The following is a 23852-nucleotide window of genomic DNA, read 5'->3' as shown; positions in this document are numbered from 1 at the left end:
CAGAATTACAATTGATTTGGATAGAAGGACATAACCAAAACGCGTCAAACGGCATCACTTCAACACATGCAAAAGCTCCGCTAGCTCGAAAACGGCATTTTGGAAGTCTTGAAACATATTCCGGTGTAGCCAACCTGGTAAGGCGCCTCCCTGTTAAGGAGATCAATGTGGGTTCGAATCCTACCACCGGAGCCTTTAATTGTGGAAGGCCGATTGGCGACGGCACTCCGTTCGAAGCGGAATGAGCGTAAATGCCTTGCGAGTTCAACTCTCGCTCCTTCCGCCTTGTGTTAGATGAATGTGCCGTTGGCCGAGCGGTAAAGGTACTGGACTTCCAATCCGGTGAGGTCGGTTCGACTCCGACATGGCACTCTGTTTCGAGTAGTAATTTACAGGTGTAGGCCAACGGTAAGCCAGCTGCCTTTGAAGCAGTTCATTGGAGGTTCGAATCCTTCCGCCTGTGCTGCATCAACAGATCAATACTCCGGAGTAGCAACTGTTGGTCGTTGCGTCTGGCTCTGAACCAGAAGCTCGCAGGTTCGATTCCTGCCTCCGGTGCTGTGGCCGTCCTGTATTGGTTCAGGAACTTGGCTGTGAACCAAGTTTATGTCGGTTCAATTCCGATCGGTCACCTTTGAATGGAAGACATCCGGCTGGATGAGGGCGCTGTCTTGAAAACAGCTGGCGTTAACGCGCTTCGGGGTTCGAGTCCCTGGTCTTCCGCTTCAGAAGCTTTGAGGAGTAAGGAATAAGCGTTAAGCAAGTCACTTAATCCTTACACCTTACTGCTCACCGCTTTTTACAGTCCTGTGGCCCAGCGGCGAAGGCACCTGTCTTACAAACAGTCGATCGACGGTTCGAGTCCGTCCAGGACTACTCATTGGAATGGCGCTAATCCGCTTGGTGCGGGGCATGCCTGCAAAACATGCTGACTTGAGTTCGAATCTCACTAGCGCCTCTTTCGTTAATGGCCCATCGGTCCAGCCAGGAGTGGACGCTGCCCTGTCACGGCAGAGATCACCGGTTCAAATCCGGTATGGGTCGCTTGAATCAAATGGTGTGGTACGCCAACGGCTGAGCGGCTTGTTTTAGAAGCAAGTGTTTGTGGGTTCGAATCCCACCTGCACCACTGTGAATATGTCTGTGAAGTGTAGTGGATACGCACGCGACCCTGCGAAGGTCGAAGATCAGGTTCGATTCCTGACATGGACACTGACGAACAACATGGCTTGCGAGTGTGATGGAGCGCACGACAGTCTTCGAAACTGTTAGACAAGGTTCGATTCCTTGGCGAGCTACTTTCTGTAAATGGTGCGGTGCGCGAATTGGCATAGCGACTGAGCTCAAACCTCAGTGTTTGTGGGTTCGAGTCCCACTCGCACCACTAGTGCATGACGTGGTACGCGAACTGGTACAGCGGCGAAGCTTAAACCTTCGCGATTGCGGGTTCGAATCCCGCCTGCGTCACTCGGTTATTTCATGGGTCGATTGGACTTGGGAGTCCAAGCTGTCTGTAAAACAGTCGCTCGTCGATGAGCAATGTAGGTTCGATTCCTTCTCGGCCCACTGATGTAACCATGGCTCGGTGCGATGTTGGTATGTGCAGTCAGCCCCTCAAGCTGGCGCTCGCCGGTTCGATCCCGGTCCGAGTCACTCCTTAATCACGATGTGGTGGAACTGGTAGACACACGACGCTCAGAATATCGTGCCATCAAGGCGTAGGAGTTCGACTCTCCTCTTCGTGACTTTTATTGCAGGCTAGTTGGGACTGAGCTGACTTTCATAAGGTCGGTAACCCGGTTCGATTCCGGGGCTTGCAACTTGCGGCCAGAAAACGACATAGATCAGTGCGCATCGGCGAGCCTCATAAGCTCGGACTGCCAGGTGCGACTCCTGGACCCGCCATTTTCCAAATTGGTTGAGTACGCAAACCGGAAAAGCGACTTGGTCGAGAGCCAAGTGATTTTGCAGGTTCGACTCCTGTCTCAACCACCTTGTTTGACGATCGCGTGGTCCAGCGGCTAAGACACCTGCATGACGCGCAGGAAATCGAAGGTTCGATTCCTTCCGCGATCACTGGTAGTAATGGTTTGTAAGTGTTCCGGGAGCACGCGTTCTTGGTAAGAACGAAGATCGAGTTCGATTCTCGAACGAACCTCTGTATGAAATGGGGTCATGGTCCAGCGGGAAGACATCGTCATGGCATGGCGAAAACCCGAGTTCGAATCTCGGTGACTCCACTCAATAGCTTGGAAGGTAGCCAGATACGGTTTGCTGGGCTGCACTGCTAACGCAGTTCTCGAATAGAGATGAGGGTTCGACTCCCTTGCCTTCCGCTAAGTTGACTCAATCAACATTCAAAGGCCATATGGCTCGATGGTGAAGCGGATATCACCTCTCGCTTCTAACGAGAAGTTCCAGGTTCGATTCCTGGTCGAGCTACTTTGGTGACTGTGAAGTTGGACTACATATGGGCCGGTCAAATGAGAATTGAAGGCGATATAATTCGTCGTTGGGTTCGATTCCCTTCCGGAGCTAGTCTGGCTTAAATACCTCGTCGCCAATAATACAACGATCGACTGCCGAGTTGGAGTACATGCTTAGGGAGCCGGATGTCGTGGGTTCGAATCCCACCGGCGCGACTTTGATGCAAATCATTGCGCCGTAGCTCAGTGGTAGAGCGCCGTAAATCCTCTGACACATAACTTCGTCGATCGTTTTTTCGTACAACACTTGACTGCCGGTTCAGAGTACATGGCTTAGCAGGTTCGAATCCCGCCCGGCCCGCTCGTATAGATTAAGATTACGGGCCGGATCTCTGGCCCCAACTTCGTTAGGTGTTTTTCGCTTTCAAAGGAGATAACCATGATCGCTTGCATCGACGTCGGATATCAAGAAAAATCCGCACTGGCTGCTTGCGTCACCATCTCCGACTGGAAGGCCAGTGCGCCCGTTGCTAGCCATTCTGTGGTAATCCAGAACGTAGAGGAATATGTGCCTGGTTTGTTCTACAAACGGGAGCTGCCTTGCATCGAAGCGGTGCTAAATGATCTTGTAGCTAAGCCGGATATGATCGTAATCGATGGTTATGTTTGGTTGGATGCTCAAGGAAAGAAAGGGCTGGGTGCTCATCTATTCGAACTTTTGAATGGTGAAATCCCTGTAATTGGTGTTGCCAAGACATCGTTTGCGACTGCAAGTAACGCGATCGAAGTTTTTCGAGGCCAAAGCTCGCGACCGCTTTGGGTCACAGCCATTGAAACCAACGAATTCGACGCCGCTAAACTTGTTAGGTCCATGCATGGAAATCACAGAATCCCAACAATTCTGACGCTTGTTGACCGCCTAAGTAAAAGCAGTAGCAAAACTTCCCCGCAAACTAGGTAAACGGGATGAACCAAAGCCAACTGAGACTGTTCTTGTAACTGACGTTTCGAAAACCTTTTTTAACGGACGCCGTCCATGGACTAAACATGAGCACTATCGCAGCAACCCTCGACAACTACATAACGCCTATCGGACTGAGCCCAACGCTTCAGCGTCCAACGTTGGTGCTGAACCGTAACTGGCAGCCGATCAACGTGGCGACGGTTGCGCGTGCTTTGATCATGCTGTGGAACGACTCGGCCAAGATCGTCGATCCAGTGGATTACCAATTGTATGACTGGAGCGACTGGAGCCGGCTTGTACCGGATCGCGACGAGCCGTTCATTCAGTCGGTACGCCAACGCATCCGCATCCCGGAAGTCATCACCTTGACGAAATTCGATGCGATGCCGACGCAGACGGTTACCTTCAGCCGCAGAAACGTATTCAAGCGTGACAAGATGACCTGCCAATACTGTGGAAAGCAGCCTGGCAGCGAAGAACTCACGATTGACCACGTTGTGCCGCGTGCCCAAGGTGGTCTGTCGAGTTGGACGAACTGCGTGTTGGCTTGTATCGATTGCAATTCGAAGAAGGCTGACCGAAGTCCGGCTCAGGCGCACATGAAGCTTCGCAAGGAGCCAGTGCGTCCAGCTTGGAAGCCGATCTACGCCGATCGAATGAATCGCGAGAAGAGCTGGTCCAAGTTCATTAGCGAGGCCTACTGGACGGTCGAATTGGAGAAGTAAGAAGTGTGAAGTTTGAAAAAGACCAGCGTCATGTGTCGCGTCCCTCTTTCAAACTTCTAACCTCATAATTCAAACTTCTGAGGGCCTCCAAAGCCGATGGACAGTGTTCGAATCACTGCGTTCCTGCTGACCTGCCGAACTGCTTTAGCTGCAGAGTTGGGAGAAAACACGGCCGGTCAGGATCAACCCGTGATGTTTCTGGTATTGAACAAAACGCCAGACTTTTGGGTGCTTTGTAGCGTTTCGGGTGGTTTTTTCGCGTCATTCGTCGCAGGTTTAGGCTTGATTCGTGAAAAGAAAATGACGATACTTGACTTGCGAGGCGTGAGAGATATCATTTCTTGCGCCACCTGAAAACATTCCCCGGAGATCGGGGTGATCAATATATCCGGGCTTCAGAGTTCAGTTTAATGTTGTTCGCAACCTCTTACTTCTGAATCTAAGCCCTAAGTACAGAGCGACGTCAGTTAAAAGCTGACGTCGTTTTTTTTGCGATGTGGACACCCGAAGTATCCCAACTTGTTCCTGGAAATGATGCTAGCAATTTTCTGATTGCTGCTTGGCATGAGCTATTTGATGCGTTAACTCCAGACACATTTCAACCTCGCATTCACAATATCCCCTCTCTCGTCTCTGAACTTGAGAATTTGTCTTCCCGCCTTTGTGGGGAACTAGGCGACACAAGATGGAAACAGCATATTCAGCTAGTTAAGGAAGAGTGCAGAGAGTTAGTTACCGAATCTCAGCATGTATTGCAGCAACTTCCTGAGTACAATTGGCATTTGCATCGATTACTATCGGACGATGACCCGCGACAGATTCAACTCAACGCGGCTATTTTGCAGCAACACCAAGTTCTCTTTGAAAATCAACTTTTCGAGCAACTTGAATCAACCATTTCTACCATGCCGAAAACAAAGGAGGCATGCCACAAGGCTCTGAGGTCGGTCGCAACGCTTGCACTACAGCAGGGAAAGGAAGACGACGATTTACTTGAGGACGAGAGTTTTGAAACCAGCTCGCCAGTGTCTGAAATAGCATGTAGGATGAGACTGATTGTCGAGAGAAACGATCGTGATTTTGATTGTGTGTTTGTGGTTATTGGCAAGAGTGTTCCGTTCCTATCACAAGTTGGATTCCACAGCTTCAAACGCAGACTGCTACCGCAGGAAGAAATCAACCACTTCAAAACCATTTACGGTAATGATGGCTTTCACTGCCTTTCATTTACTGCGAAGGCAAGATCGTATCGCAACGCCCAATCCAACGCTGCGACACGACTGGCAACCGTACTTAATGTCTTCAACTTACACGCAAACGCCAAAGAGTTGTGGATTTGCCCTAAGTCCTTTGTCCGAGTTTCTAACGCGCCTAAGTTTCGCATTTTCAATCAAGAGGAACCAGCGTATCGAAGACTAAACCGTAGAAATCGCGTGATCGAAGATACCGAAGAATCGCTTGACTTGTTTTTTCGGAAGCAAGTTGATGAACGAATTCTTAATGCGCTCGAATTGCACGCAACCGCACTCGGTAGCTCAGAGTACCGAGTGCGCCTCGTCAACCTTTGGTCGGCTTTGGAATGTTTGTCTGCAACCTGTAAAGGTAGCTCAGTTATTGAGAGGGTGTGTGAACTCGTCACGCCAATACTTGTGTGGAGAAGGCCAGACAAGTTGGTACGCTACTTGGCAATTGAAACACAAAGATTTGCTGATTTCTCGGGGAATCACAAATATGGCGTTGGATTTCCGCGATCAAAACCTGATTTTGTTCACCCCTGGGACCTTATGTTGACACTCGCGAAACCTAATGGGAATTCTGGCCTTAACGAGTATTTTGATTTAATAGGATCACACCCATATTTGCGATTTCGCGCAAAGAGGCTTTGGGATTTACTGAGCGATCCCAATGAACTATTGAAGTCCCAGGAAGCGTCATCGAAACGCGTTCGTTGGCAGCTCTATCGGATCTATCGGGCGAGAAACATCTTAGTTCATCAGGGGGAGGAAGCTCCGCAGTTTAATGCACTACTTGACAGCTTGATGTATTACACTTCAGTGGTCATATCTCGAGTACTTCACGGACTTAAAGTCAACAAATCTTGGCACGTACGAGAGGCATGGGAGTACTGGAGGCTAAAAAGCGAATACGTCAGCGATTCGCTGAAGAACCAAGCTTCAGTTCTTACAGTCGGGGACTTCTTCCCCCGATCATACGACAAAGGACACACAGAGCCACTTTGGCCCAAGACGTGAACAACATCTGAACTTCGATGCGACTAGATTTTCTTTCGCACACATTCTGCGCATCCCAACTGCATTGTTTTGCGTCAACTATAACCTCGCCCTTGCGGGGATACTCGGCGCGATCAAATGAAGCACGTCGTCATGGCGATCTGGTAACACTTCTTCGGTTGCTTTCTAGTGAACCTTGGATATTGATCCGGGTCTTTAAACGCAATCAAGAAACAAATGAATGAACAAGGGGAAGCGGATTGAGCGATGTGCTTAATCTGCTTTGCGATTCTCGTTCGACTGCCAGTTGGGATTACATCGTCTGTTAAACGATGGCGAAAGCTATATTCTCAACAACCCTTCGTCGAACAGTTTTAATTGAGGAGGTCACACGGATGGCCAACAAGTCTCTATTCGCAAGTCTTACCAACCGATTGCCGCGAGCGAATGCAGTCAACGAAGCGGGTGGCCGCGCGTACAAACTCGAGCCGAAGCACGCGCTGGCTCAAGTTGCCGCAACGGGTACGTTCGGTAACGCGTTCTACAGCACGGCTGAGATGCAGCTCGACGAAGTCCTGAAGTTGATCGACGAAGTCGACGACAACCAGTACTTGGCGAAGCTGGCGCTGTACGCTCGTGAGAAGGCGTTCATGAAGGACATGCCGGCTGCTTTGCTGGTCGCGCTGTCGGTTCGTGATACCGAGCTGATGCACCGAGTGTTCGATCGCGTGGTCGACAATGGTCGCGTTCTGCGAACTGTGTTCCAGATGATTCGATCTGGCCAGTTCAAGAACAAGGCTGGTAAGGGCCGCGTTGGCTTGTCAAGCTCTGTGCAGCGAGCATTCCAGCGTTGGTTGAACACCGCTTCGGTTGGAAAGCTGTTGAGCGCGTCGATCGGTAACGATCCGAGCTTGCGGGATATCCTGCGTATGGCTCGGCCGACTCCGAAAGATAACGCTCGCCGAGCAATGTTCGGTTGGTTGACTGATAAGAGTATCGACAAGTGGGCACCGGCAACGGAAGCCGACTTGCCGGTTGAAGTTCAGTCGCTGATCGCATACCGCAACTCGGAAAGCGAAGAAGCACAAGCGTTGATTGCTGGTGGACTCGACAGCGTCCGATGGGACTTGTTGTCCGATGCTGCCAAGGGACCGACGGTTTGGGCTGCACTGGCTCGTAAGATGGGTCCGCAGGCACTGCGTATGAACTTGAACACTTTGCTGCGACACGATGTGTTGGCGACAAGTGCGATGGTCGATTACGTCGCTGACCGGATCGCTGACGAGTCGGAGATTCGACGATCGAAGCAGTTCCCGTACCAGTACTTTGCTGCGTACTTGAACGCGGATGACAATGTGCCGCAGAAGATCAAGACTGCACTGCATAAGGCAGCCGAGATCGCCTGTGGAAACGTACCGGAGTTACCGGGACCGGTTGTGATTGGTTTAGATACGTCTGGATCGATGAGCAGCGCGGTAACGGGTAATCGTGGCCCCAGAAAAGGAACACAGTGTGCAACTTCGAAGATGCGATGCATCGACGTGGCTGCACTTTTCGCGGCAGCAATCCTGCGACGCAACCCGGACAGCGTTGTAGTTCCGTTCGATACGTCGGCTTACGATGCCAAGATCGATCCGAACGATTCGATCCTGAGCATTGCTGAGCGATTGGCAAAGTACGGTGGTGGTGGAACAGATTGTTCGCTGCCGCTGGTAGCTGCCAACCAGAAGTATGCGAAGCGAAAGTTCGCCGGCATTGTTCTCGTTAGCGATAACGAGAGCTGGGTCGGAACAGGACGGCACGGTTCGACCGGTGTGATGACGGCTTGGGAAGCTTTTACATCGAACCAGCGAAAGCTGAACGGTGGAGCCGCTTCACCAAAGCTAATCAACATCGATCTGCAACCGTACCAGACGGTTCAGGCTTGCGAGCGAGCTGACATCATGAACATCGGTGGCTTCAGTGACTCCGTGTTCAACGTAATCAGTGCGTTCCTGGCGGACAACAACCAGCGATTCGTCGCTGAAGTCGAAGCGATCGAACTGTAAACGCGAGTTGGACTCCGGTCCAACTGCGGTACACTTGACACCATACACCCGCGGGTCGTATTTCCGGCTCGCGGGTGTTTGTTCGATTCGATCTTAAACTTTTCTATAAGCATTGGTGGCAATGAATCCATGATTGCATAAGAATGCGATCAGGATTCAAGGTCTTCAGCGGTCACAACATCCTGGCTCGCTCGCCTTACAGTCAAGACAAGAACGTCACGCGATTTGATCGTAAAGACGGCGCGATAGCTTGGACGACTACTAACGCCAAGCGGCATTTCTCGAATTTCGACCTCGACTGAACTATTCTCAGGTGCGAGAGGAAATCGCTCCGGCATCATGCGGAGGCTTTCAAGTTGCTCATAGATCGAGTCGAACCAAGCGATCGCCTTATTGGGTGAATGATTTTCCGCCCACCATTCTGCATTACGAAGAATATCAGCTCTCGCCCGAGCTGTTAGGACCAAACCATAGTTCATTGAGTAAAACGCTCAACCAGCAAAGCTCGATCGGTCGTTTTCGCCTGATCGATGGGAACGGAACGTCCCGCCTGCATGTCAGCGACACCTTCTCGAATAGCATCCAAATCGGAGCGGCGTTCCAATTCGGCTAACAAACCGCTGTCGATCACGTAATAAACGCGACTTGTTGTTGGATCGACAATTTGCATCGGGGCGTTGCCGCTTGCCTGCAGTGCTGACACTTGTTCTGGAGTTAGGTAAGAAATCATGCAACTAAGTTTAAAGGAACATGAGATCAGATGCAACTATCTCAGTCATAGGTCAAACCAAGGACCTGACGCGAAAATTCGCCGGCATCGTTCTCGTTAGCGACATTGAGAGCTGGGTCGGAACAGGATGGCACCGCTGAAGCTTGAAGTTTGAATGGCGAAGTTTGAAAACAAGAGGTTTCATCGTGATCGCTTTTGCAACCTTCGAACTTCTCAATTCAAACTTTTCCTGACTCCGCGTTCGCTCGTGTCAGTGCGTTCCTCGCCGACAACAACCAGCGATTCGTCGCTGAAGTCGAAGCGATCGAACTGTAAACGTGAGCTGGACTCCGGTCTAACCGCGGTATACTTGAAACTCAACACCCGTGGGTCGCATCGGCTCGCGGGTGTTGTTATTTGCAAGCATGACCTTCAGGATTGAATAAGATCGCGGCTGGCGTTAGTAATGCCGCTTGGCTACTGAGGCCTACTCGACGAGAACGGCTTGGCTCGATTCCTTGAGCGTGCCGACGATAAAACCCGGCAGCATGTCAACGCCCTCTGCGATGCCTTGCACTTGCCACCTATTTTCTCAACCCAACAAGTCGACTCCGGCGTGATGATCATGCCGCTAAACAGTGGCGAGTATTACATCCTAACGAAGTACCCAGTTCCGTCAAACTAATGGGTCGTCGAGCAAATCTACTTATCTATCAACGGGCACTGCACGACGCGCACTTCAAGCAACTCGAGCGTCGACGTGCGGAATCTTTGTTCTGAATTGCTGCAATTGGAAGTGGATTGTGTACAATCTCAAGCTTTCCGCATTCGCAGCACATATTAGTTGTGATGAATTCCACATCTGTCAATCTTCTGGAACGTTTGCGCACATCGTCGATCGACTCCGACTGGAAATTGTTTGTTGAGATCTACTCGCCATTACTTTTCAAATGGGCCAGGAGTAAGGGACTCTCTAGCGAGGATAGCGTCGATCTCGTCCAAGATGTCCTTCTAACGCTCGTCAACAAAATGAAGGACTTCGAGTATGATCCCGGGAAGAGTTTCCGAGCGTGGCTAAAGACCATTGTTGTAAATCGTGCCATCGATCTGCAAAGAAGGAAATCACGCGAGAAACGTGAATCGTCACTGGATAGCTATGGATTGAATTGCATCGCAGAGAATACAACGTTCATTGATGAAAATGAATATCGTCAATTGCTAGTTTACAGATCGCTTGAACTTCTGCGACAGTCAATGTCGGCGGTTCCTTTTGAAGCAGCATGGCTGCAGCTTGTTGAAGGTGTTAGTGCGGAGGAAGTTTCTAAAAGGCTAGGCATTTCCCTAAACTCCGTCTATTTGGCAAAATCCAGGCTTCTAAATCGCCTTAGGCTGCAACTCGATCATTTGCTTGACTGACGGAAAAATCAATTCTTGGATTCTTGCATGACAGGAAATGACAAAGCCTTCGTATTAATCTCAGAGTTGAGTCTGTTCCACTGTGAAAACCATTACTTGCCGAGGTTTTTCGTGATAGTGTCGCGCCACTCGTCCGACTGTCCATCGCCGGAAGTTTTGCAGAATCTGCTACTTGGTAAGCACTTCGCTTCTGATCTAGATGTTTTAGAGGTTCACCTTGAGCATTGCGGGACGTGCCTTGATAAGGCGAGACAACTTACGTGCGAGGATGCACTTGTGAGGTATTGCAAACGGGAATCAACTACGTGTCAGTTTGCACTCAAAACCAGCCAGTAGTTTGCAGGTGAAAACCGGCCACTTGGGAGCGATTTTGTGGGGGCCTCCAAGCACGATTAGTGCTGGAGGTACCCAGCATGTCGAATCACACGTCTATGGCCAATATCAACGCAATTGCAAGCCTGCATCGTAGCGGGCATTCCAATCGCCAAATCGCAAAAATTCTACAGCTCAATCGCGAAACGGTCGGCAAGTTTGTTCATCAATTAATAGCCGACGTAACCCAAAACCAGCCAAACTCGCAAACCGGCTCAGGCGATTGGGCTCAGCCCCAATCGCACAACCTCGGCGGCGCTCAAAGCGGACCGCGAAGTTCGTGCATACAGTTCGCCGATACGATTAAAGCAAAGCTCGAAGTAGGGCTTTCCGTGCAACGGATTCTCCAAGATCTGAAAGCCGAACATGGCTTTACAGGCAGCTATCATTGCGTGTATCGCTTTGTTAAAACGCTTGCCCTCACAACACCGCTTCCGCATCGACGCATGGAAGTCGAACCAGGCGAAGAAGCTCAGATCGACTTTGGTACTGGCGCACTGATCTTCAACTCCGAAGGTAAGAAGCGGCGACCGTGGATGTTTCGCATCGTACTGAGCCATTCGCGCAAGGCCTACAGTGAAGTAGTCTATCGCCAAACAACCGACAATTTCATCAGTGCCATCGAGAATGCGTTGCATTACTTTGGAGGTGTCCCTAAACGCTTAGTGATCGACAACTTGAAAGCGGCAGTCAAGCAAGCCGATTGGTACGATCCGGAGATTCATCCTAAGTTGCAATCGTTTGCCGCTCACTATGGGACCGTGATTGTTCCGACCAAGCCCTACACGCCACAGCACAAGGGCAAGGTAGAAAGCAGCGTCAAGTTCGCCAAGAACAACGCACTCAAGGCGCGGCGGTTCAGTAGTATTGTAGAGCAGAACAACTTCCTTTTAGAGTGGGAAGCCAAAGTTGCTGATACACGCATCCACGGTACCACCAAAGAACAAGTCAAGAAACGTTTCGATGAAGCTGAACAAGCGGCTTTGATTCCGCTTCCAAGTGAACGATTCGTCAACTTCAAGGAAGCTCGTCGCAGCGTTTCGCGCGATGGTCATTTAGAAGTCGATAAAGCGTATTACTCCACACCACCGGAGTATGTCGGTCGTCGCTTGTGGGTGCGTTGGGATGCTCGCTTGGTACGCATTTTTAATGAGCGTTTTGCATTGATCGCCACACATAGCAAGTGTGAACCAGGTCGTTTTCGCACCGATAATGCTCATATTCCCAGGGAAAAAGTCTCTTCAGTCGAACGTGGCACCGATGCGCTACTGCGTCAAACGGCAGCCATTGGCCCCCATACAAAGGCTTGGAGTGAAGCGATGATGGCCGCTCGCGGTGTCGAGGGCGTGCGTGTGCTCGTAGGGCTTAAGCGGCTGGCGGGAACACACCGCAGTTGCGAATTGGAAACTGCTTGCAAGATCGCTTTATCGCATGGCGCTTTTCGACTGCGGTCGCTTCGCAACTTGCTCAAGCAGAAGGTGGCAGCGGAGGAACAGTTGCAGATGGACTTCATCGAAGAACATCCGATCATTCGTCCGCTGTCGGATTATTCACTTAGTTCTTTAGAAAGTTTCAGGAGGGAACGATGAACGGAAGATTGCGTGAACAGTTGAAAGAGTTACGCTTGAGCGGTCTCGCGACATCATTGGATGTACGGCTAGAGGAAGCGAAGTCGACAAGACTAGATCATAGTGAGTTCTTGGAGACGATTCTACAAGATGAACTGGTGGTGCGACGTGACCGCCAGATCGAACGCTGGACCAAACAAGCTTGCTTTCGAGATTTGAAATCGCTGGATGATTTTGATTTCGAATTCAATCCTGCCACCAAAAAGAAGGAGTTCTATGATCTAGCTGCCGGTGATTTCATTCGCAAGGCGCAAGATGCGTTGTTGCTCGGACCACCCGGAGTTGGCAAGAGCCATTTAGTTCAAGCGATTGGTCGTCAACTGATTCGCGATGGGTACACGGTATATTACCGAAGTATCTTTGATTGTACACGAGACTTCTTACATGACGAAGCTTTTGAGGGACATGATCGCATTCTGAATCGTTATCTGAAACCAGACCTATTGATCTTGGATGACATGGGGATGAAGCATTTGCCCAAGGGTAGTGGCGAGTACTTGTTCGAGATAGTGATGCGTCGCCACGAGCTCCGCAGCACGATGATGACGAGCAATCGGCCTTTGGAGGATTGGGGAAAATTGCTAGGAGATGTACCGAGCGCGACAGCGATCCTAGATCGCTTTTTGCAAAGTGCCAAAGTGATCGAAATCACGGGGCGAAGCTACAGACTTCGAGGCCAAGCAGCCGATAAGTTCAGTAAGGCTGATTCTTCCAAAACCAGCCAAACTCGCAAACCGGCTGGAGCTACGGCAACCGCAAAAACAGAGAATCCATCGAGTTAAAAACAGCGTCCAAAGTCCACTTAATTAACCACCTTCATTGGCTGGTTTTGACTCGCAAACAAGTGGCTGGTTTTAACCTGCAAAATGACACTCAACTTCATCGATCGGTTGAAGACTCCAGATGCGAGTACTATGCAACATCGGCCACCTCCTGAATTTCAGTCGATGTCGCTTCAAGTTCCGTTAGGATCTTTGATGCAACGTTACGAATGAGCTCAAGCGATTGCATGAGCACTTTGTCATCGCCGTTCCACAATTGGATATAGTCACTTGCTTTCGTTGAGCAATCGAGCCCAACAGATCGGCAAACGACATATGCAACTGCTTCAGCTTCCGTTTCTCGGATGACCTTCGTCGTCGATTCACGTCGATCTCCCCAATGCAGAAGTTCATGAGCAAGCTCGTGAACCATCGTTGAGAACATCTGAGGCCGTGGTCGCGTCGAGTTGATCGAAATCTTCCCTCCAGCCGACATCCCATTAGAGTCGAATGGAAGACTATCAACGTACTCAAGCTCAATACCCTTGCTGCGAATAATCGCATCAAGTCTTTCAAGCTTGTCACCTGGATCACCATCAAGGCTTGCGAACTTAGGAAGTTCTTGGCCCTCGGTTTGGGTAACATCAAAGACGTAAACAACGCGGAATCCGTAAAGAACTTTCGCAGACTCGCCCTCGACCTTCTCACTAGAAGACTTGGTCGCTGGATCGTCCTTTGAGTCCTCTTTTCGTCGCTTGCTTACAAGTGGAGCTAGGATCGCAATCCCCTTCTCCCCTTTCTTAACGAAGCGATTCAACTCTTTCCATCTTCCGAATCCAGCTACCAGTGTTGCATCCGGCTTTTGCATCGAAATAAGAATGCAATTACCGAACGAGTACTGATAGAATTTCGCCATGGTGCCAAGATACTCAAGAAGTTTCTCGCTCTTACCTTGTTTCAAGGATTCAGCAAGCTCCTTAAGCGCATCATCACTCTTCTTCAACGCATCATCTCTATTCATGATCAATTCCTCCATTGGTGATCGATCCGACTGAATCGATCTAAGGGGTAAACGTGGAGCCCGTCGGCGGCTTTCAGGGGCATTGGTAAACACACGAAGACAAGGTGGAGCCTTTGTTCGACTAAAGAACAAAGCCGCTCAGATCGATGCTCCGAATAGGAGGCATCGAGTGGACCTTGGATCGTGTGTTATGCTCCAGAGAAGAGCCGCAGACAGATATAAATGAACAATGGAAAACCTTTGGATGCACGCCACCGGTCTCCGCTGATTGCTCGATGCGTGTTGATACGTTGCACTGAGTCAATCAAAGGAGCCGAAGGCGCAGGTCTTCTACCCGCTTGAAGAATGGACGAGAGGCAGGTGATGCGTGTAACCGAAAACTGAACGTAAAATGTTCAGAGAACCTCTCGCCTTGATGAACAGTGTAAGCAGAACACAAACCATGCGTTCGCTTAACGTATCGACTGCCTGAAGTAGCTAACTACCCAGGACTATCGAGTGCTCGCCTTCTCACGTCGCCCTGTAGAACTCTTCTGCGGTTGATTTGCAGATTTATCCTGTTGGGCTTCGCTCTTATCGTTTTGTTGGTAGATCCAGGTATGGGCCATATCGGCAACCTTTCCCACCAACGGCAACTCATCTCGACCGAAAGACGTGCTGGAATCCCAACCTTCATCGGTCTTATAAATCCGGGAAATTGTCACACTAAAGCGAACGCCACTTTCCGTGTCATTGCGCCATATAGCAGCTTTAATTTTCCCTAAACGCACTTCGTGAACAGGACGACTTTGGGCCATGGTACGGCTCCTCGACTTTCTTTGTTTTTGAGAAGAAACAAACCGTTCACGCATCACCATTTCTCTCGGTCATGGGATCTGAGGAACTTCCAATCACCGAGTTCATGAGCGATAAGCAAAAAATACCACGATTAGAATCCTTAAGGAAATCTAGCGTTGCGACAGTGACCAGAGGGCTAAACGAAGAAGTTCTGTGCGTTATTGAGTGCCGCGTACTCGTGCCGCGCATTGGAGTCAGTTGATCGACCGTTTAGCCTTGCCCAGCTCAAGAAGTCATCGATCGTGATCTTTACGCGGATAACCTGGAGTGCAGATTGCGATTGAATGCGGAGTTTTTGTTGTTGGTCCCAAGTCTTGAACGACGGCGCGAAGAACTCAGGGCCGTCAATAGTGCTGTAGCGCCACCTGCTCCACTCTGATTCGTGATAAGAAGCAACAACAATTTGTTCTTTAGAATTCAAAGCCATGGGGCCAGAATAGCGCGACTTATATGGTTGAATCAAGTTTCAACGAGAGCTTGTTAGAAACAAAAAGTTCTTGACTTTGTCCACGGAACGCGCGCAGTAGCCGACCTTTTGGTAAGTCAGTCACTTTGATTAGCATTTCAGAATGTGGGAATATTATCCAGCTTGATGAAACAGAGTTGGCTCTGCTGGGAAGCAACCAACGAGGGATAGTCAAGCCGAAGGGGTCGAAGAGTTTCTCTTTGGTCTTTGCGAGCGGTGGGGGAATGCTTTTTATCCTTCCCTCACCGCTCGGTTTTTGCTGTGGTTTATTGATAGCGGTTCTTTGTTTGAGTGCGGTCCAAACACTAGAAGGTATCAATTAAGAGGCCGCACATTCTTCTGTCATGCGAAACGTCAAATAGTCCATGATGTCCACCGCGTGCGCAATGTATTTCATGCAGCCACCGGCTATTGCTTCAGCGGTTGTGCATCGGTAGCGAGATGCCGTCTCCCGCCATGCTTGACTGTCATGTGCTTCCAAGAAATTTGTCAAAACATGGCAAATGTATTTCCAGTCTTTTTGCATTTCAAACGAGAAATCAAGCTCCTGCTGGGCAACTTGCGTCAGCCTTGCAGCGAGGTACTCATTCTTAGTGAGTCCTTTCTCTTCGGATAACTCCCTCCATCTTTTCGGAGTCTTCCGGACCGATTCAATCTCTCCAGCCATGGAGTCATACAAAACATCCCATCGATAACGAGTCGTCATAGTTTCCCTCAGGCTTTGATAAGAAAAACACTTTGATCCAGAGCATATGCCTTAGAAAATCCCGGGGGTTCTGGGGGCAGAGCCTCCGGGTTTGGCAGTCGCAATCGACAGTTCGAAGGAGTGAAAAAACGACATCGAGGTCGCTCCCGACAAGCAATTAAACGGAGTTGGTAGCTTTAGCAATGTATTCATTTGCAAGCTGGTGCCGAAGGTAGGCAACTTGAAACAACAATCGAAAAGTCGTTTCCAGTTGGCTGGCTTTCGGCGGGCCCTGATTAAATAGAACCGCCGTCAACTCTTCTCGTTGTTGTTCAAAGCGAAGAGTCTCCTGGATGCTTTGGATTAGTTCTGAGTCAAAGCCCTTTCGCTTTTTTTGCCACCGATTGAATGATGCTAGGAGAGTTGCAAGAAAGGCTGATTTGATTGGATCGGTGTTCTGTTCTGAACGCAAAATATCGCACGTACTTGCAAATTTAAAGAGCTCGAGAAACTCTTCGGGGCTGGTTGTTGAGAAGTCGTGAGAGTGATCGCTATAAGTGTTCATGTTGATTAGGCGGTACCTGTATAGAAGTCGTGAGATGAATAAGGCCTTTTCGATTCGAACTGCCGCTAAGAGATAGTCGCGATCGGCGCAAGGAAAAGCAGTCGTGGGTCAGAAATTTGCAAAGATTTTCTGGCGACGTACGCAAATGGCGCAATCTGTCCAGGCAGATAGCTTGTTGGGTTTGCTCCGATAAAAGAGTGGCGTGGCGGATGTATTGCCAACAGTTAAGCGGTGGCAAGCACCTTAGGGCTTATTACCGGTGGAGCCCGCTATTGGCAATTCGGGTGCAGGAGCGAAATCGTGGCTCGCTAGCAAGTAGATTGTCATCTGCCTCAGCGTGAAATATCGCTTTTCTAGCTTAAGAATTTCACATCATGTAAAGTCTGTCACAGCATTAGCTGAGCACTCAGTGCTTACTTCATTGGAGAGACTCATGATAAAGGCCAACAACCCAACCGATTCACGCGCTGAAGCGATCAGAGATCTGATGGACTCTTCAATGCCAAACCTTGAACTCAATTCTGCTCTAATTGGAGTGATCGTATCGGCGGATTTAAAAGTCGAGGATCGCCGTCAATTACTTAAGCAGTCCATTGGCGACGCCACGGCTAACATAAATGCAATCAAGGAGTGGGATTCTGAGTTGTCTTTTAGCAAACATGCATTGTCGGACAAAGTGACATCCATTGCTAATCTAGTGTACTATCCAGGCTTGGTGCTTGATGTTTTTGACTTCATGGTGAGCACAAAGCAGTATCACGTAGAGAACAGTTTTTACGGAATTACTGACTTCAATCCCCACACTCCAGGACGCAAGCTCCTCACAGCATTCGCCGCATGCATGCCTGACGGCGCGCCAGAAATAGTCCACCTACTAAAGCAGGAAAGTAAGGAAGCGAACTATGTGAGCCTTTGGTTTTTGGCTGCTGAGTCGGAGCGGTACCAAGAAATATTCCCTCAACAGAAAGATCGTGATGAAGTTGAACAGCTCATCCTAGGTAAGGCTTTCTCGAAGGATGACACTACGAGTTCGCTGGCAATCAGAGCGGCTCTTGAAATCAAAATGTCGGCTGATAAGCTTTTGCCCCACTTACTGGAGCTCGGTGAAAGGGTTTCTATTCGCAATTTATGGTTTGTGGCAAAACAGTATGGCATTGAGGCTCAGATACTAGTCCCTCGGCTGCAAGCCCACCTAAGTAGGCTCGCACCAGAGGTTCTTGCAATTACTCGCAAAGTCGTTCGCGAAGAGAAACCGAGAGAGGCAATTATCGACACGGGTGACGTCGCGAAATCCTTGAAAGAAGTCGGAGGATTAACCCGTACCAATCGACAATTGATAGACAAAATGCTGCGTCACCTCGATAAGTTTCAAACTAGTTTTAGCTTCTATTAGTCACTGTCTGCTTGCGCCTCGTGAAGATCGAAATTCCGGCCCGCTCGCTAAAGTTGAAGCTGTTCACACGTCAATTTTCAATTGTGTACGCAGTGCGTATACAATTCTCTCCACAGTGCGGAGACAAAGTGACTCTCCCAAGAATTGTATTATTTTCGCTACATGTTGTGACGAATGTTCAAATCGCATGAAGTCGAACAAGTGAGAGGATGGTCGCACGAACAGGTTCGGGCAATTGCTTCCACGACTGAACCAGGATTCGCAAATCCGTGTCGTCAACTAGTGTCATGCAGGGACAAGTCTGGTCAGCGAGATACTCCCCATTTACTCCCAACTTGGAGGTATCAAATAGCAAACCATTGCAGATACATGAGTTAGGGCAATGTTCATTCGGTCTCCAAAGCCGATGGACAGTGTTCGAATCACTGCGTTCCTGCTGACCTGCCGATGTGGCTCGACTGAGAAAGGCTCCTGTCTTGTAAACAGGTCCATGCTGGCGCGAATCCAGTCATCGGCTCTGGCAACTGAACTGCATGTTTGGAATACATCTTTACCAAAACGAAGGATCTAAACCAATTCCTCGCTCAGTTCCATTTTTCTGACATGTCGCAATCGGAAACCGTTGCGGCAAGTCTTTTGACTGACTGCCAAATCGGAGTACATAGATGAAGTTTGAGGTAGGAAGTTCGAAGTTTGAAATCCAGATTACAAATATCTTTCAGCTTCACACTTCGAACCTCAAACTTCAAACAATCGACTGCCGATTCGGAGTACATCCACCACCCTTGCCGCGATAGTGGGAACTATCGAATGACGCATGTCGTCATGGCGCTCTGGTCACACTTCGTCGGTTGTTTTTTTATGATAAGAGGCGGACTGTTCACACGAAGTTTGTAGCTGAATGTCTGAGGTTGCAGGAATCGCCAATGGTGCTCCAATCGGCCCATTTCGCGTCGCATCACGAAGTTCACGTGCAAACTCACGAAGTTCATCAACTACATCTAGTCTACGACTGATCGCATCAGGAGTCATCTCTCGACTTGCGCCGCGCGATATTGATTTCGACGTATCAGCTTTAGTATCAAGAGGGTTATTCATTACTCGTCTTCCAGCGTTCGCAAGGCATCGATATCCGCGAGATCTTGTGGTCGTCCAGCAACATCCTTCATTCTAATGAGTCCTTTCTTAGAAACAACCTTGATAACGCTTGCACCAATCGAGACAGATTCTCGATCACTCCAAACTGGCTCAAAAACTGGTGCGACTAGCATCAAATCCAAAGTTACCAATTCAGTGCCTTCTGCTCGTGAAACCCGATACATCTGACTTTCTTTGTCGGTATTCGGATTGAATCGAAAAAGACCTGACTCAAGGTCATACTGTATAGTAGCCAACGCCGCTTTGGCTTCTTCGAGCGATTCAAAACGTATAAGGATGTCAATATCCTTTGTCATACGAGGATGACCATGGACTGCAACAGCCAGTCCTCCGCACAATGCATAATCAATTCCCGCTTTATCAAGACATGCAACGATTCTTATTAACTCGTCTTTAAGCTTCATTCGAAAAACCTTTCCATCGATTTCGCGAACCTACGATCCGCCCTCGTATCTTATACCTCAATAAAGAACAAAAACAAACAAGGGGAAGCGAATGAAGTTTGAAGTCTGAAAGGAGAAGTGTGAAAGCTATTCCCGAGACTTCTTCACAATAGTCGTCAGGATAGCAACTAGCTCGTTAGCTTCATCCGTCAGCGGGACTAGTCGTTCAGATGGAACAAGCTCAATGGCCACGAGTAAACGAAGCCAATAATGAGATTCGCGAGCCTCTTTTCAGGCAATCGAATACTTATGAACAAAATCCTTTCGACTTTCAGAGGCAATTCCCTCCTCGACGTTTGCACCAATGGACGTGCCAGCGCGCAGCAACTGCGTTGCCAATGGTGTTGAGACTCGTCCATGCTGTTCCAGGTAGGTGCAGAGCCTAACAATCCTCTCCGCAAAAGCAAAGGTTCGATCTGGAAGATCACTTTTCATTTACATTCCCCTTTCAAACTTCACCCTTCAAATTTCACAATTCTACCATGGCAAATAGGTCTCTATTCGCAAGCATGCTTGGCCGAGTACCGAATGCTAATGCAACCGACGAAGCGGGTGGCCGCGCGTACAAGCTTGAGCCGAAGCACGCGCTGGCGCAAGTTGCCGCTACGTGTACGTTGGCGAAGTTGGAAGTTTGAATTTAGAAGTTTGAAATAGCGCTTTTCAAACTTCAAACTTCTCAATTCAAACTTCTTCTGACTCCGTGTTCAACGTGATCAGTGCGTTCCTCGCCGACAACAACCAGCGATTCGTCGCTGAAGTCGAAGCGATCGAACTGTAAACGCGATTTGGACTCCGGTCCAACTGCTGTATACTTGAAACTCAACACCTGCGGGTCGCATTTCCGGCTCGCGGGTGTCTGTTGAATAAGCATTGGAATTGCTTCGTTTACATAATGAGAGTGATTACGTCGCTGCATATCTTAATCACCAAGGCGAACGTCAATCCAAGCATACACGTCTTACGATTTCAGCAGGCAAGACCAGCACCCACCCTTGTTGTCGACCTGCAATTGCGATTCCGATTGCTCGGCCATCAAAGTTTATAACTGGACCGCCGAAGAGATTAACGTCTGAGTTTGCTGAGAAACTGGCAACTGCAGCAAAGTTTGAACATCGTGCACTTTGCCCCTTATTTATCGGAAACTGTCGCGGGCCGAGCGTGAGATGCAATTCTTGCTGCTTTCCTGCTCGCTGCACGAGCAATCTCATTTTGTCTCCCGCCACTGCAATCGGCATCTTCTCGTCATCGAGCAGTGCATCCAACTCAGCTAAAGTGGCAATTGATCGATCGTCGACACCTAATAGAATGTCACCCTTCTGAAGCGGTTGAGGACCAAACCGAGCGAGGTCTGTATCGAAAATGGCTTCGTCAATCACTTGATCTACGACAAGCCCATTTTGGGACTCAATAAAGCTTGCCCTGAGATGCCCAAGTCTTGGCGCGAATGGTTGCAAGGGCAACGCGATTGTTCCCAAGGCAGGCTTTGGTCCAGCAGCCACCGCAAGCATACCGGGCACGTAAGCCGTCTCGTCAGCCCAAGCAACCGGCTTCAATTCAGACGACTGAACCTTAAGCACCGCTAGGTCGTGCTCCCGTGCAATCTTGGTTACTTTCGCTTGCACGACGCTACCGCTGGGCAACTTGCATGGAATGAGACTGGCTGCAGGCAAAACGCTTGCCTTGGTAACGATCGTGCCAGAGGCATCCACAATTGTTCCTAATGCAATGGTTTCGTCGGCATGTTGCAACTCGACAATGCAATCGTGAATTTCATCGGCTTCTACAACACCTTTTTCTAAATCAGCAAACAACTCGGACTTTTCGGCTTGATGAAACTCAGCATGCAGACTGTCCCACTGTGTGCGGAAGACTTCAATGCGAGGACTCTCGTACGGACGAGCAACCCCCTGATTCGGACTCGCAACTGCCACCAAATTCCCACTAACATCGAACACTCCACTGCCGCAATCACCGCCAACAAACGCTTCTTCCTGTTCGAAAGGTAGGGTGTACGACCAACGTCCTTCGAACGGCTCGACAATCGTCGGCCGCCGGATCTGAGGAATTCGTGATTCAGCCGCCACTGGTCCATAGCCAATGACGATACATGGATCTCCGACTTGCAATTTTGTAGAGTGTCCCATATCGACAAACGGGAACTCGACATCTGCTTCAATGCGTACTAATCCAATGTCGCTCGGAAAACTGCTACCGATTACCTTACCTCGAAAGTCACGGCCGTCCGGCAAAGAGACGTTAACGATGCCACCGGGCATTACGAAGTGATGCGCAACCGTTGCCACAATTCCATCTTTGGAAACGATGGTGCCGCTAAAACCTGTATTGCCAGTCAGAGATCGAACACGCACACTCGCGGCCACCGCACGTTGAAGCGACGCTTTTGAAATTTCTGAAACCTTGGCTCGCGACTCTTCCGTTAATTGCAAGTTGTCCGCTCTCTCGCGATCAATGTTCTTTCCTGCTAAAAGATCATTCCACAACGTATGTACTAATATTGTGTCAGCGAACACGGTACCCTCATAGGGATACCCTGCACTTTCAATGCCTAGAAGATTTCCATTGAGATCGAAAGCAACGCTCCCTTGCTTCCAAAACAGTTTTGTTCCGTTTGGGTGCATAAACCACAAGCTCGGAGCAGCTCTGTGAACCCATTGCAAGTCCATCAACGGGATCGTCGCATCCGCATCATTAATGGAATATGCGAAGGTCAGTATGTCCTGGCCCGCTCGAACACTTTTGGAAGCGTCAATCTTGACATGAGGCCAAGGTCCTTCGCCTTCAAGCTTCGCTAAAGCGATTCCCCATTCTCTTGACCATCCAAGTGCATTCGCCGTAGTTTGACTGCCATCTGGAAGATGAACCGTTAGAGTTTGATTTGCGACTTGCGATGAAACAAGGACGTGTCCTTGCTCCGTGACGATTACTCCCGTGCAAGCATTCAAACCTCGTTCCGTAGATTGTCCGTACACTCGCACTAGGGCAGGGAATGCAACGGAATGGGCCTTCGCAAGTCGCCTTTCAAGCGAGTCGAACCGTTCTTTGACTGTGTCCGTTGTCTCGGCAACAGTTGTGATTGGATTTCCACTTACCGATTCTTGTGCCAGCAAAGTTGCGGCAAAGTTTATTGATAACAGGCTTACCAGTACAAATTGTAATGGTATAACGCAATTGAATTTCCTACACATTTCTATCCTATTGGCTCCCGGCCAAGCAATTGTATGTTTTCGCGATCAATGACTGTCGAGCACATATAGCACATTCGAAATGTCGATACCAGCATAGAACTATTTCTCAATTGGGCTCCGTTTGAGGCATTGCCTCTTGTTCCCGCATAACTCCAGAACCACGCTGATTCGACGATGCATCCGGTAAGAACAATGCTCCAGTCGGCCCGGATCGCTTTGGCGCTGGAATTCCATCACCCCAGCCGAGGCCATCGGCTTCCTGAATCAAATAGTCGATACGTTTTTTGACGATCTCAGACTTCGTTGCGGCACGTTGCTCGAGAGTCGCTTTAAGTTTCTGCACTCGAGCTTCTAATTCACGCAGTTCATTGACTCGCTGTTGATGTCGGAGGTCAAAGATCGTGTTAAGTCCTTTGGCAATCTCCTCTCGCTGCTGAACGCGTGATTCTTGGTCGGCGGTTTGAGCGTAGATGCTCAAAGCTCGGCTGATCCAGGTTTCTAAGTGTTCTTCTTCGGGAACACCCACCTCGCCCTCTATCATGATCCCCAGAACGTCGCGCCCCTCGCTACCTCCAGTCGTTGTCAGAGCAATATTCGCCGAGTTGTTTAATTCTTCGTTCGTTTGCAGTCTGAGGCGATCAGTCGGAAGACGTAAAAACTCTGCCGGCACCGTGCGTGCATTTGCATCGTCTGCTTGTTGAGCAAGCGCTATAGTTGGCATCGCACCCGTCAAAACCAGTGTTACAAGTAACGAACTGGTAGCGGTAATTTTTCGAATTTGCATAAGACTCTCCTAAA

General features: G+C 49.4%; 21 protein-coding genes, 21 tRNA genes and 1 pseudogene. 31 read left to right on the top strand and 12 right to left on the bottom strand.

Annotation, left to right across the window (positions count from 1 at the left end):
• The first annotated feature begins 119 nt into the window (after positions 1 to 119).
• The 25 genes from SH451x_RS13435 (at position 120) to SH451x_RS13315 (ending at position 8394) form a co-directional block, all read left to right on the top strand.
• Positions 120 to 192: transfer RNA gene (locus tag SH451x_RS13435), tRNA-Asn, on the top strand.
• Between the two features lie 108 nt (positions 193 to 300).
• Positions 301 to 372, top strand: a tRNA-Gly gene (locus SH451x_RS13430).
• Between the two features lie 19 nt (positions 373 to 391).
• A tRNA-Gln gene (locus tag SH451x_RS13425) sits at positions 392 to 463 on the top strand.
• 21 nt (positions 464 to 484) lie between these two features.
• A tRNA-Gln gene (locus SH451x_RS13420) sits at positions 485 to 558 on the top strand.
• 2 nt (positions 559 to 560) lie between these two features.
• Positions 561 to 633, top strand: a tRNA-His gene (locus SH451x_RS13415).
• Between the two features lie 7 nt (positions 634 to 640).
• Positions 641 to 723: transfer RNA gene (locus tag SH451x_RS13410), tRNA-Ser, on the top strand.
• Positions 724 to 803: 80 nt separating this feature from the next.
• Positions 804 to 876 (top strand) — tRNA-Val (locus tag SH451x_RS13405).
• Between the two features lie 11 nt (positions 877 to 887).
• A tRNA-Cys gene (locus SH451x_RS13400) sits at positions 888 to 958 on the top strand.
• 11 nt (positions 959 to 969) lie between these two features.
• Positions 970 to 1044 (top strand) — tRNA-Asp (locus tag SH451x_RS13395).
• Between the two features lie 12 nt (positions 1045 to 1056).
• Positions 1057 to 1129, top strand: a tRNA-Leu gene (locus tag SH451x_RS13390).
• A 181-nt stretch (positions 1130 to 1310) separates the two neighbouring features.
• Positions 1311 to 1384 (top strand) — tRNA-Leu (locus SH451x_RS13385).
• 9 nt (positions 1385 to 1393) lie between these two features.
• Positions 1394 to 1467, top strand: a tRNA-Leu gene (locus tag SH451x_RS13380).
• A gap of 14 nt (positions 1468 to 1481) precedes the next feature.
• Positions 1482 to 1566, top strand: a tRNA-Tyr gene (locus tag SH451x_RS13375).
• Positions 1567 to 1579: 13 nt separating this feature from the next.
• Positions 1580 to 1653 (top strand) — tRNA-OTHER (locus SH451x_RS13370).
• A 9-nt stretch (positions 1654 to 1662) separates the two neighbouring features.
• Positions 1663 to 1745 (top strand) — tRNA-Leu (locus SH451x_RS13365).
• Between the two features lie 171 nt (positions 1746 to 1916).
• A tRNA-Leu gene (locus SH451x_RS13360) sits at positions 1917 to 1992 on the top strand.
• An 11-nt stretch (positions 1993 to 2003) separates the two neighbouring features.
• Positions 2004 to 2076 (top strand) — tRNA-Val (locus tag SH451x_RS13355).
• Positions 2077 to 2169: 93 nt separating this feature from the next.
• Positions 2170 to 2240 (top strand) — tRNA-Ala (locus tag SH451x_RS13350).
• An 11-nt stretch (positions 2241 to 2251) separates the two neighbouring features.
• A tRNA-Ser gene (locus tag SH451x_RS13345) sits at positions 2252 to 2336 on the top strand.
• A gap of 34 nt (positions 2337 to 2370) precedes the next feature.
• A tRNA-Arg gene (locus SH451x_RS13340) sits at positions 2371 to 2442 on the top strand.
• 360 nt (positions 2443 to 2802) lie between these two features.
• Positions 2803 to 3387, top strand: a complete 585-nt coding sequence (locus tag SH451x_RS13335) for an endonuclease V (protein WP_479362910.1) — start codon at positions 2803 to 2805, stop codon at positions 3385 to 3387.
• A gap of 86 nt (positions 3388 to 3473) precedes the next feature.
• Positions 3474 to 4115, top strand: coding sequence for an HNH endonuclease (locus tag SH451x_RS13330; protein ID WP_479357428.1), 642 nt, complete (start codon positions 3474 to 3476; stop codon positions 4113 to 4115).
• A 96-nt stretch (positions 4116 to 4211) separates the two neighbouring features.
• A complete protein-coding gene (locus SH451x_RS13325) occupies positions 4212 to 4469 on the top strand; it encodes a hypothetical protein (protein WP_479357426.1) in 258 nt (85 codons plus the stop codon).
• Between the two features lie 140 nt (positions 4470 to 4609).
• Positions 4610 to 6367, top strand: coding sequence for a hypothetical protein (locus SH451x_RS13320; protein WP_479357424.1), 1758 nt, complete (start codon positions 4610 to 4612; stop codon positions 6365 to 6367).
• Positions 6368 to 6741: 374 nt separating this feature from the next.
• Entirely contained in the window at positions 6742 to 8394 is a 1653-nt protein-coding gene (locus tag SH451x_RS13315; protein ID WP_479357422.1) for a TROVE domain-containing protein, read from the top strand.
• 149 nt (positions 8395 to 8543) lie between these two features.
• Here SH451x_RS13315 and SH451x_RS13310 read toward each other — a convergent pair whose 3' ends face one another.
• Positions 8544 to 8873: a type II toxin-antitoxin system RelE/ParE family toxin gene (locus SH451x_RS13310; RefSeq protein WP_479357420.1), complete on the bottom strand. Its 330-nt coding sequence runs from the start codon at positions 8871 to 8873 to the stop codon at positions 8544 to 8546.
• Complete coding sequence (locus SH451x_RS13305) at positions 8870 to 9124, bottom strand: hypothetical protein (RefSeq protein ID WP_479357419.1); 255 nt, start codon at positions 9122 to 9124, stop codon at positions 8870 to 8872. Before SH451x_RS13305 ends, SH451x_RS13310 begins: the two co-directional genes overlap by 4 nt.
• Before the next feature lie 484 nt (positions 9125 to 9608).
• Between SH451x_RS13305 and SH451x_RS13300 the strand changes: the two genes are divergently transcribed.
• The 4 genes from SH451x_RS13300 (at position 9609) to istB (ending at position 13301) form a co-directional block, all read left to right on the top strand.
• Complete coding sequence (locus tag SH451x_RS13300; RefSeq protein WP_479357418.1) at positions 9609 to 9788, top strand: hypothetical protein; 180 nt, start codon at positions 9609 to 9611, stop codon at positions 9786 to 9788.
• Positions 9789 to 9952: 164 nt separating this feature from the next.
• Positions 9953 to 10519 (top strand): RNA polymerase sigma factor, encoded by a 567-nt coding sequence (locus SH451x_RS13295; protein WP_479357416.1) that lies wholly within the window; start codon positions 9953 to 9955, stop codon positions 10517 to 10519.
• A gap of 413 nt (positions 10520 to 10932) precedes the next feature.
• On the top strand, positions 10933 to 12480 hold the full coding sequence (istA, locus tag SH451x_RS13290) for an IS21 family transposase (RefSeq protein ID WP_479357414.1): 1548 nt from the start codon (positions 10933 to 10935) through the stop codon (positions 12478 to 12480).
• Positions 12477 to 13301: an IS21-like element helper ATPase IstB gene (gene istB / locus SH451x_RS13285; protein ID WP_479357412.1), complete on the top strand. Its 825-nt coding sequence runs from the start codon at positions 12477 to 12479 to the stop codon at positions 13299 to 13301. The genes istA and istB overlap by 4 nt, the downstream gene beginning before the upstream one ends.
• 130 nt (positions 13302 to 13431) lie before the next feature.
• Here istB and SH451x_RS13280 read toward each other — a convergent pair whose 3' ends face one another.
• From SH451x_RS13280 to SH451x_RS13260, 5 genes are all read right to left on the bottom strand, one after another.
• Positions 13432 to 14301 (bottom strand): ArdC-like ssDNA-binding domain-containing protein, encoded by an 870-nt coding sequence (locus SH451x_RS13280; protein ID WP_479357411.1) that lies wholly within the window; start codon positions 14299 to 14301, stop codon positions 13432 to 13434.
• A 491-nt stretch (positions 14302 to 14792) separates the two neighbouring features.
• Complete coding sequence (locus tag SH451x_RS13275; protein ID WP_479357410.1) at positions 14793 to 15098, bottom strand: hypothetical protein; 306 nt, start codon at positions 15096 to 15098, stop codon at positions 14793 to 14795.
• Positions 15099 to 15274: 176 nt separating this feature from the next.
• Entirely contained in the window at positions 15275 to 15565 is a 291-nt protein-coding gene (locus SH451x_RS13270) for a hypothetical protein (RefSeq protein WP_479357409.1), read from the bottom strand.
• 358 nt (positions 15566 to 15923) lie between these two features.
• The gene (locus tag SH451x_RS13265) at positions 15924 to 16310 is read right to left on the bottom strand and encodes a hypothetical protein (protein ID WP_479357407.1); all 387 of its coding nucleotides are present in this window, start codon (positions 16308 to 16310) and stop codon (positions 15924 to 15926) included.
• A 157-nt stretch (positions 16311 to 16467) separates the two neighbouring features.
• Positions 16468 to 16854 (bottom strand): hypothetical protein, encoded by a 387-nt coding sequence (locus SH451x_RS13260; protein ID WP_479357406.1) that lies wholly within the window; start codon positions 16852 to 16854, stop codon positions 16468 to 16470.
• Between the two features lie 337 nt (positions 16855 to 17191).
• Between SH451x_RS13260 and SH451x_RS13255 the strand changes: the two genes are divergently transcribed.
• Both SH451x_RS13255 and SH451x_RS13250 read left to right on the top strand, forming a co-directional pair.
• Entirely contained in the window at positions 17192 to 18247 is a 1056-nt protein-coding gene (locus tag SH451x_RS13255) for a hypothetical protein (RefSeq protein ID WP_479357405.1), read from the top strand.
• Between the two features lie 443 nt (positions 18248 to 18690).
• Positions 18691 to 18764: transfer RNA gene (locus SH451x_RS13250), tRNA-Thr, on the top strand.
• Positions 18765 to 19084: 320 nt separating this feature from the next.
• Here SH451x_RS13250 and SH451x_RS13245 read toward each other — a convergent pair.
• The 5 genes and pseudogenes from SH451x_RS13245 to SH451x_RS13225 all read right to left on the bottom strand — a co-directional run bounded on the left by SH451x_RS13245 (position 19085) and on the right by SH451x_RS13225 (position 23838).
• Positions 19085 to 19345, bottom strand: a complete 261-nt coding sequence (locus tag SH451x_RS13245) for a hypothetical protein (protein WP_479357404.1) — start codon at positions 19343 to 19345, stop codon at positions 19085 to 19087.
• The gene (locus tag SH451x_RS13240) at positions 19345 to 19809 is read right to left on the bottom strand and encodes a nucleotidyl transferase AbiEii/AbiGii toxin family protein (RefSeq protein ID WP_479357403.1); all 465 of its coding nucleotides are present in this window, start codon (positions 19807 to 19809) and stop codon (positions 19345 to 19347) included. Before SH451x_RS13240 ends, SH451x_RS13245 begins: the two co-directional genes overlap by 1 nt.
• Before the next feature lie 126 nt (positions 19810 to 19935).
• Positions 19936 to 20283: pseudogene (locus SH451x_RS13235) on the bottom strand (four helix bundle protein).
• Between the two features lie 503 nt (positions 20284 to 20786).
• Positions 20787 to 23054 carry a trypsin-like peptidase domain-containing protein gene (locus SH451x_RS13230; protein ID WP_479357402.1) on the bottom strand — a complete coding sequence of 756 codons (2268 nt, stop codon included), beginning with the start codon at positions 23052 to 23054 and terminating at the stop codon, positions 20787 to 20789.
• A gap of 106 nt (positions 23055 to 23160) precedes the next feature.
• Complete coding sequence (locus SH451x_RS13225; RefSeq protein ID WP_479357400.1) at positions 23161 to 23838, bottom strand: hypothetical protein; 678 nt, start codon at positions 23836 to 23838, stop codon at positions 23161 to 23163.
• Positions 23839 to 23852: the final 14 nt, after the last annotated feature.

Source organism: Njordella aestuarii (assembly GCF_056494165.1).
This window is presented reverse-complemented; position numbering and strand designations above follow the sequence as displayed.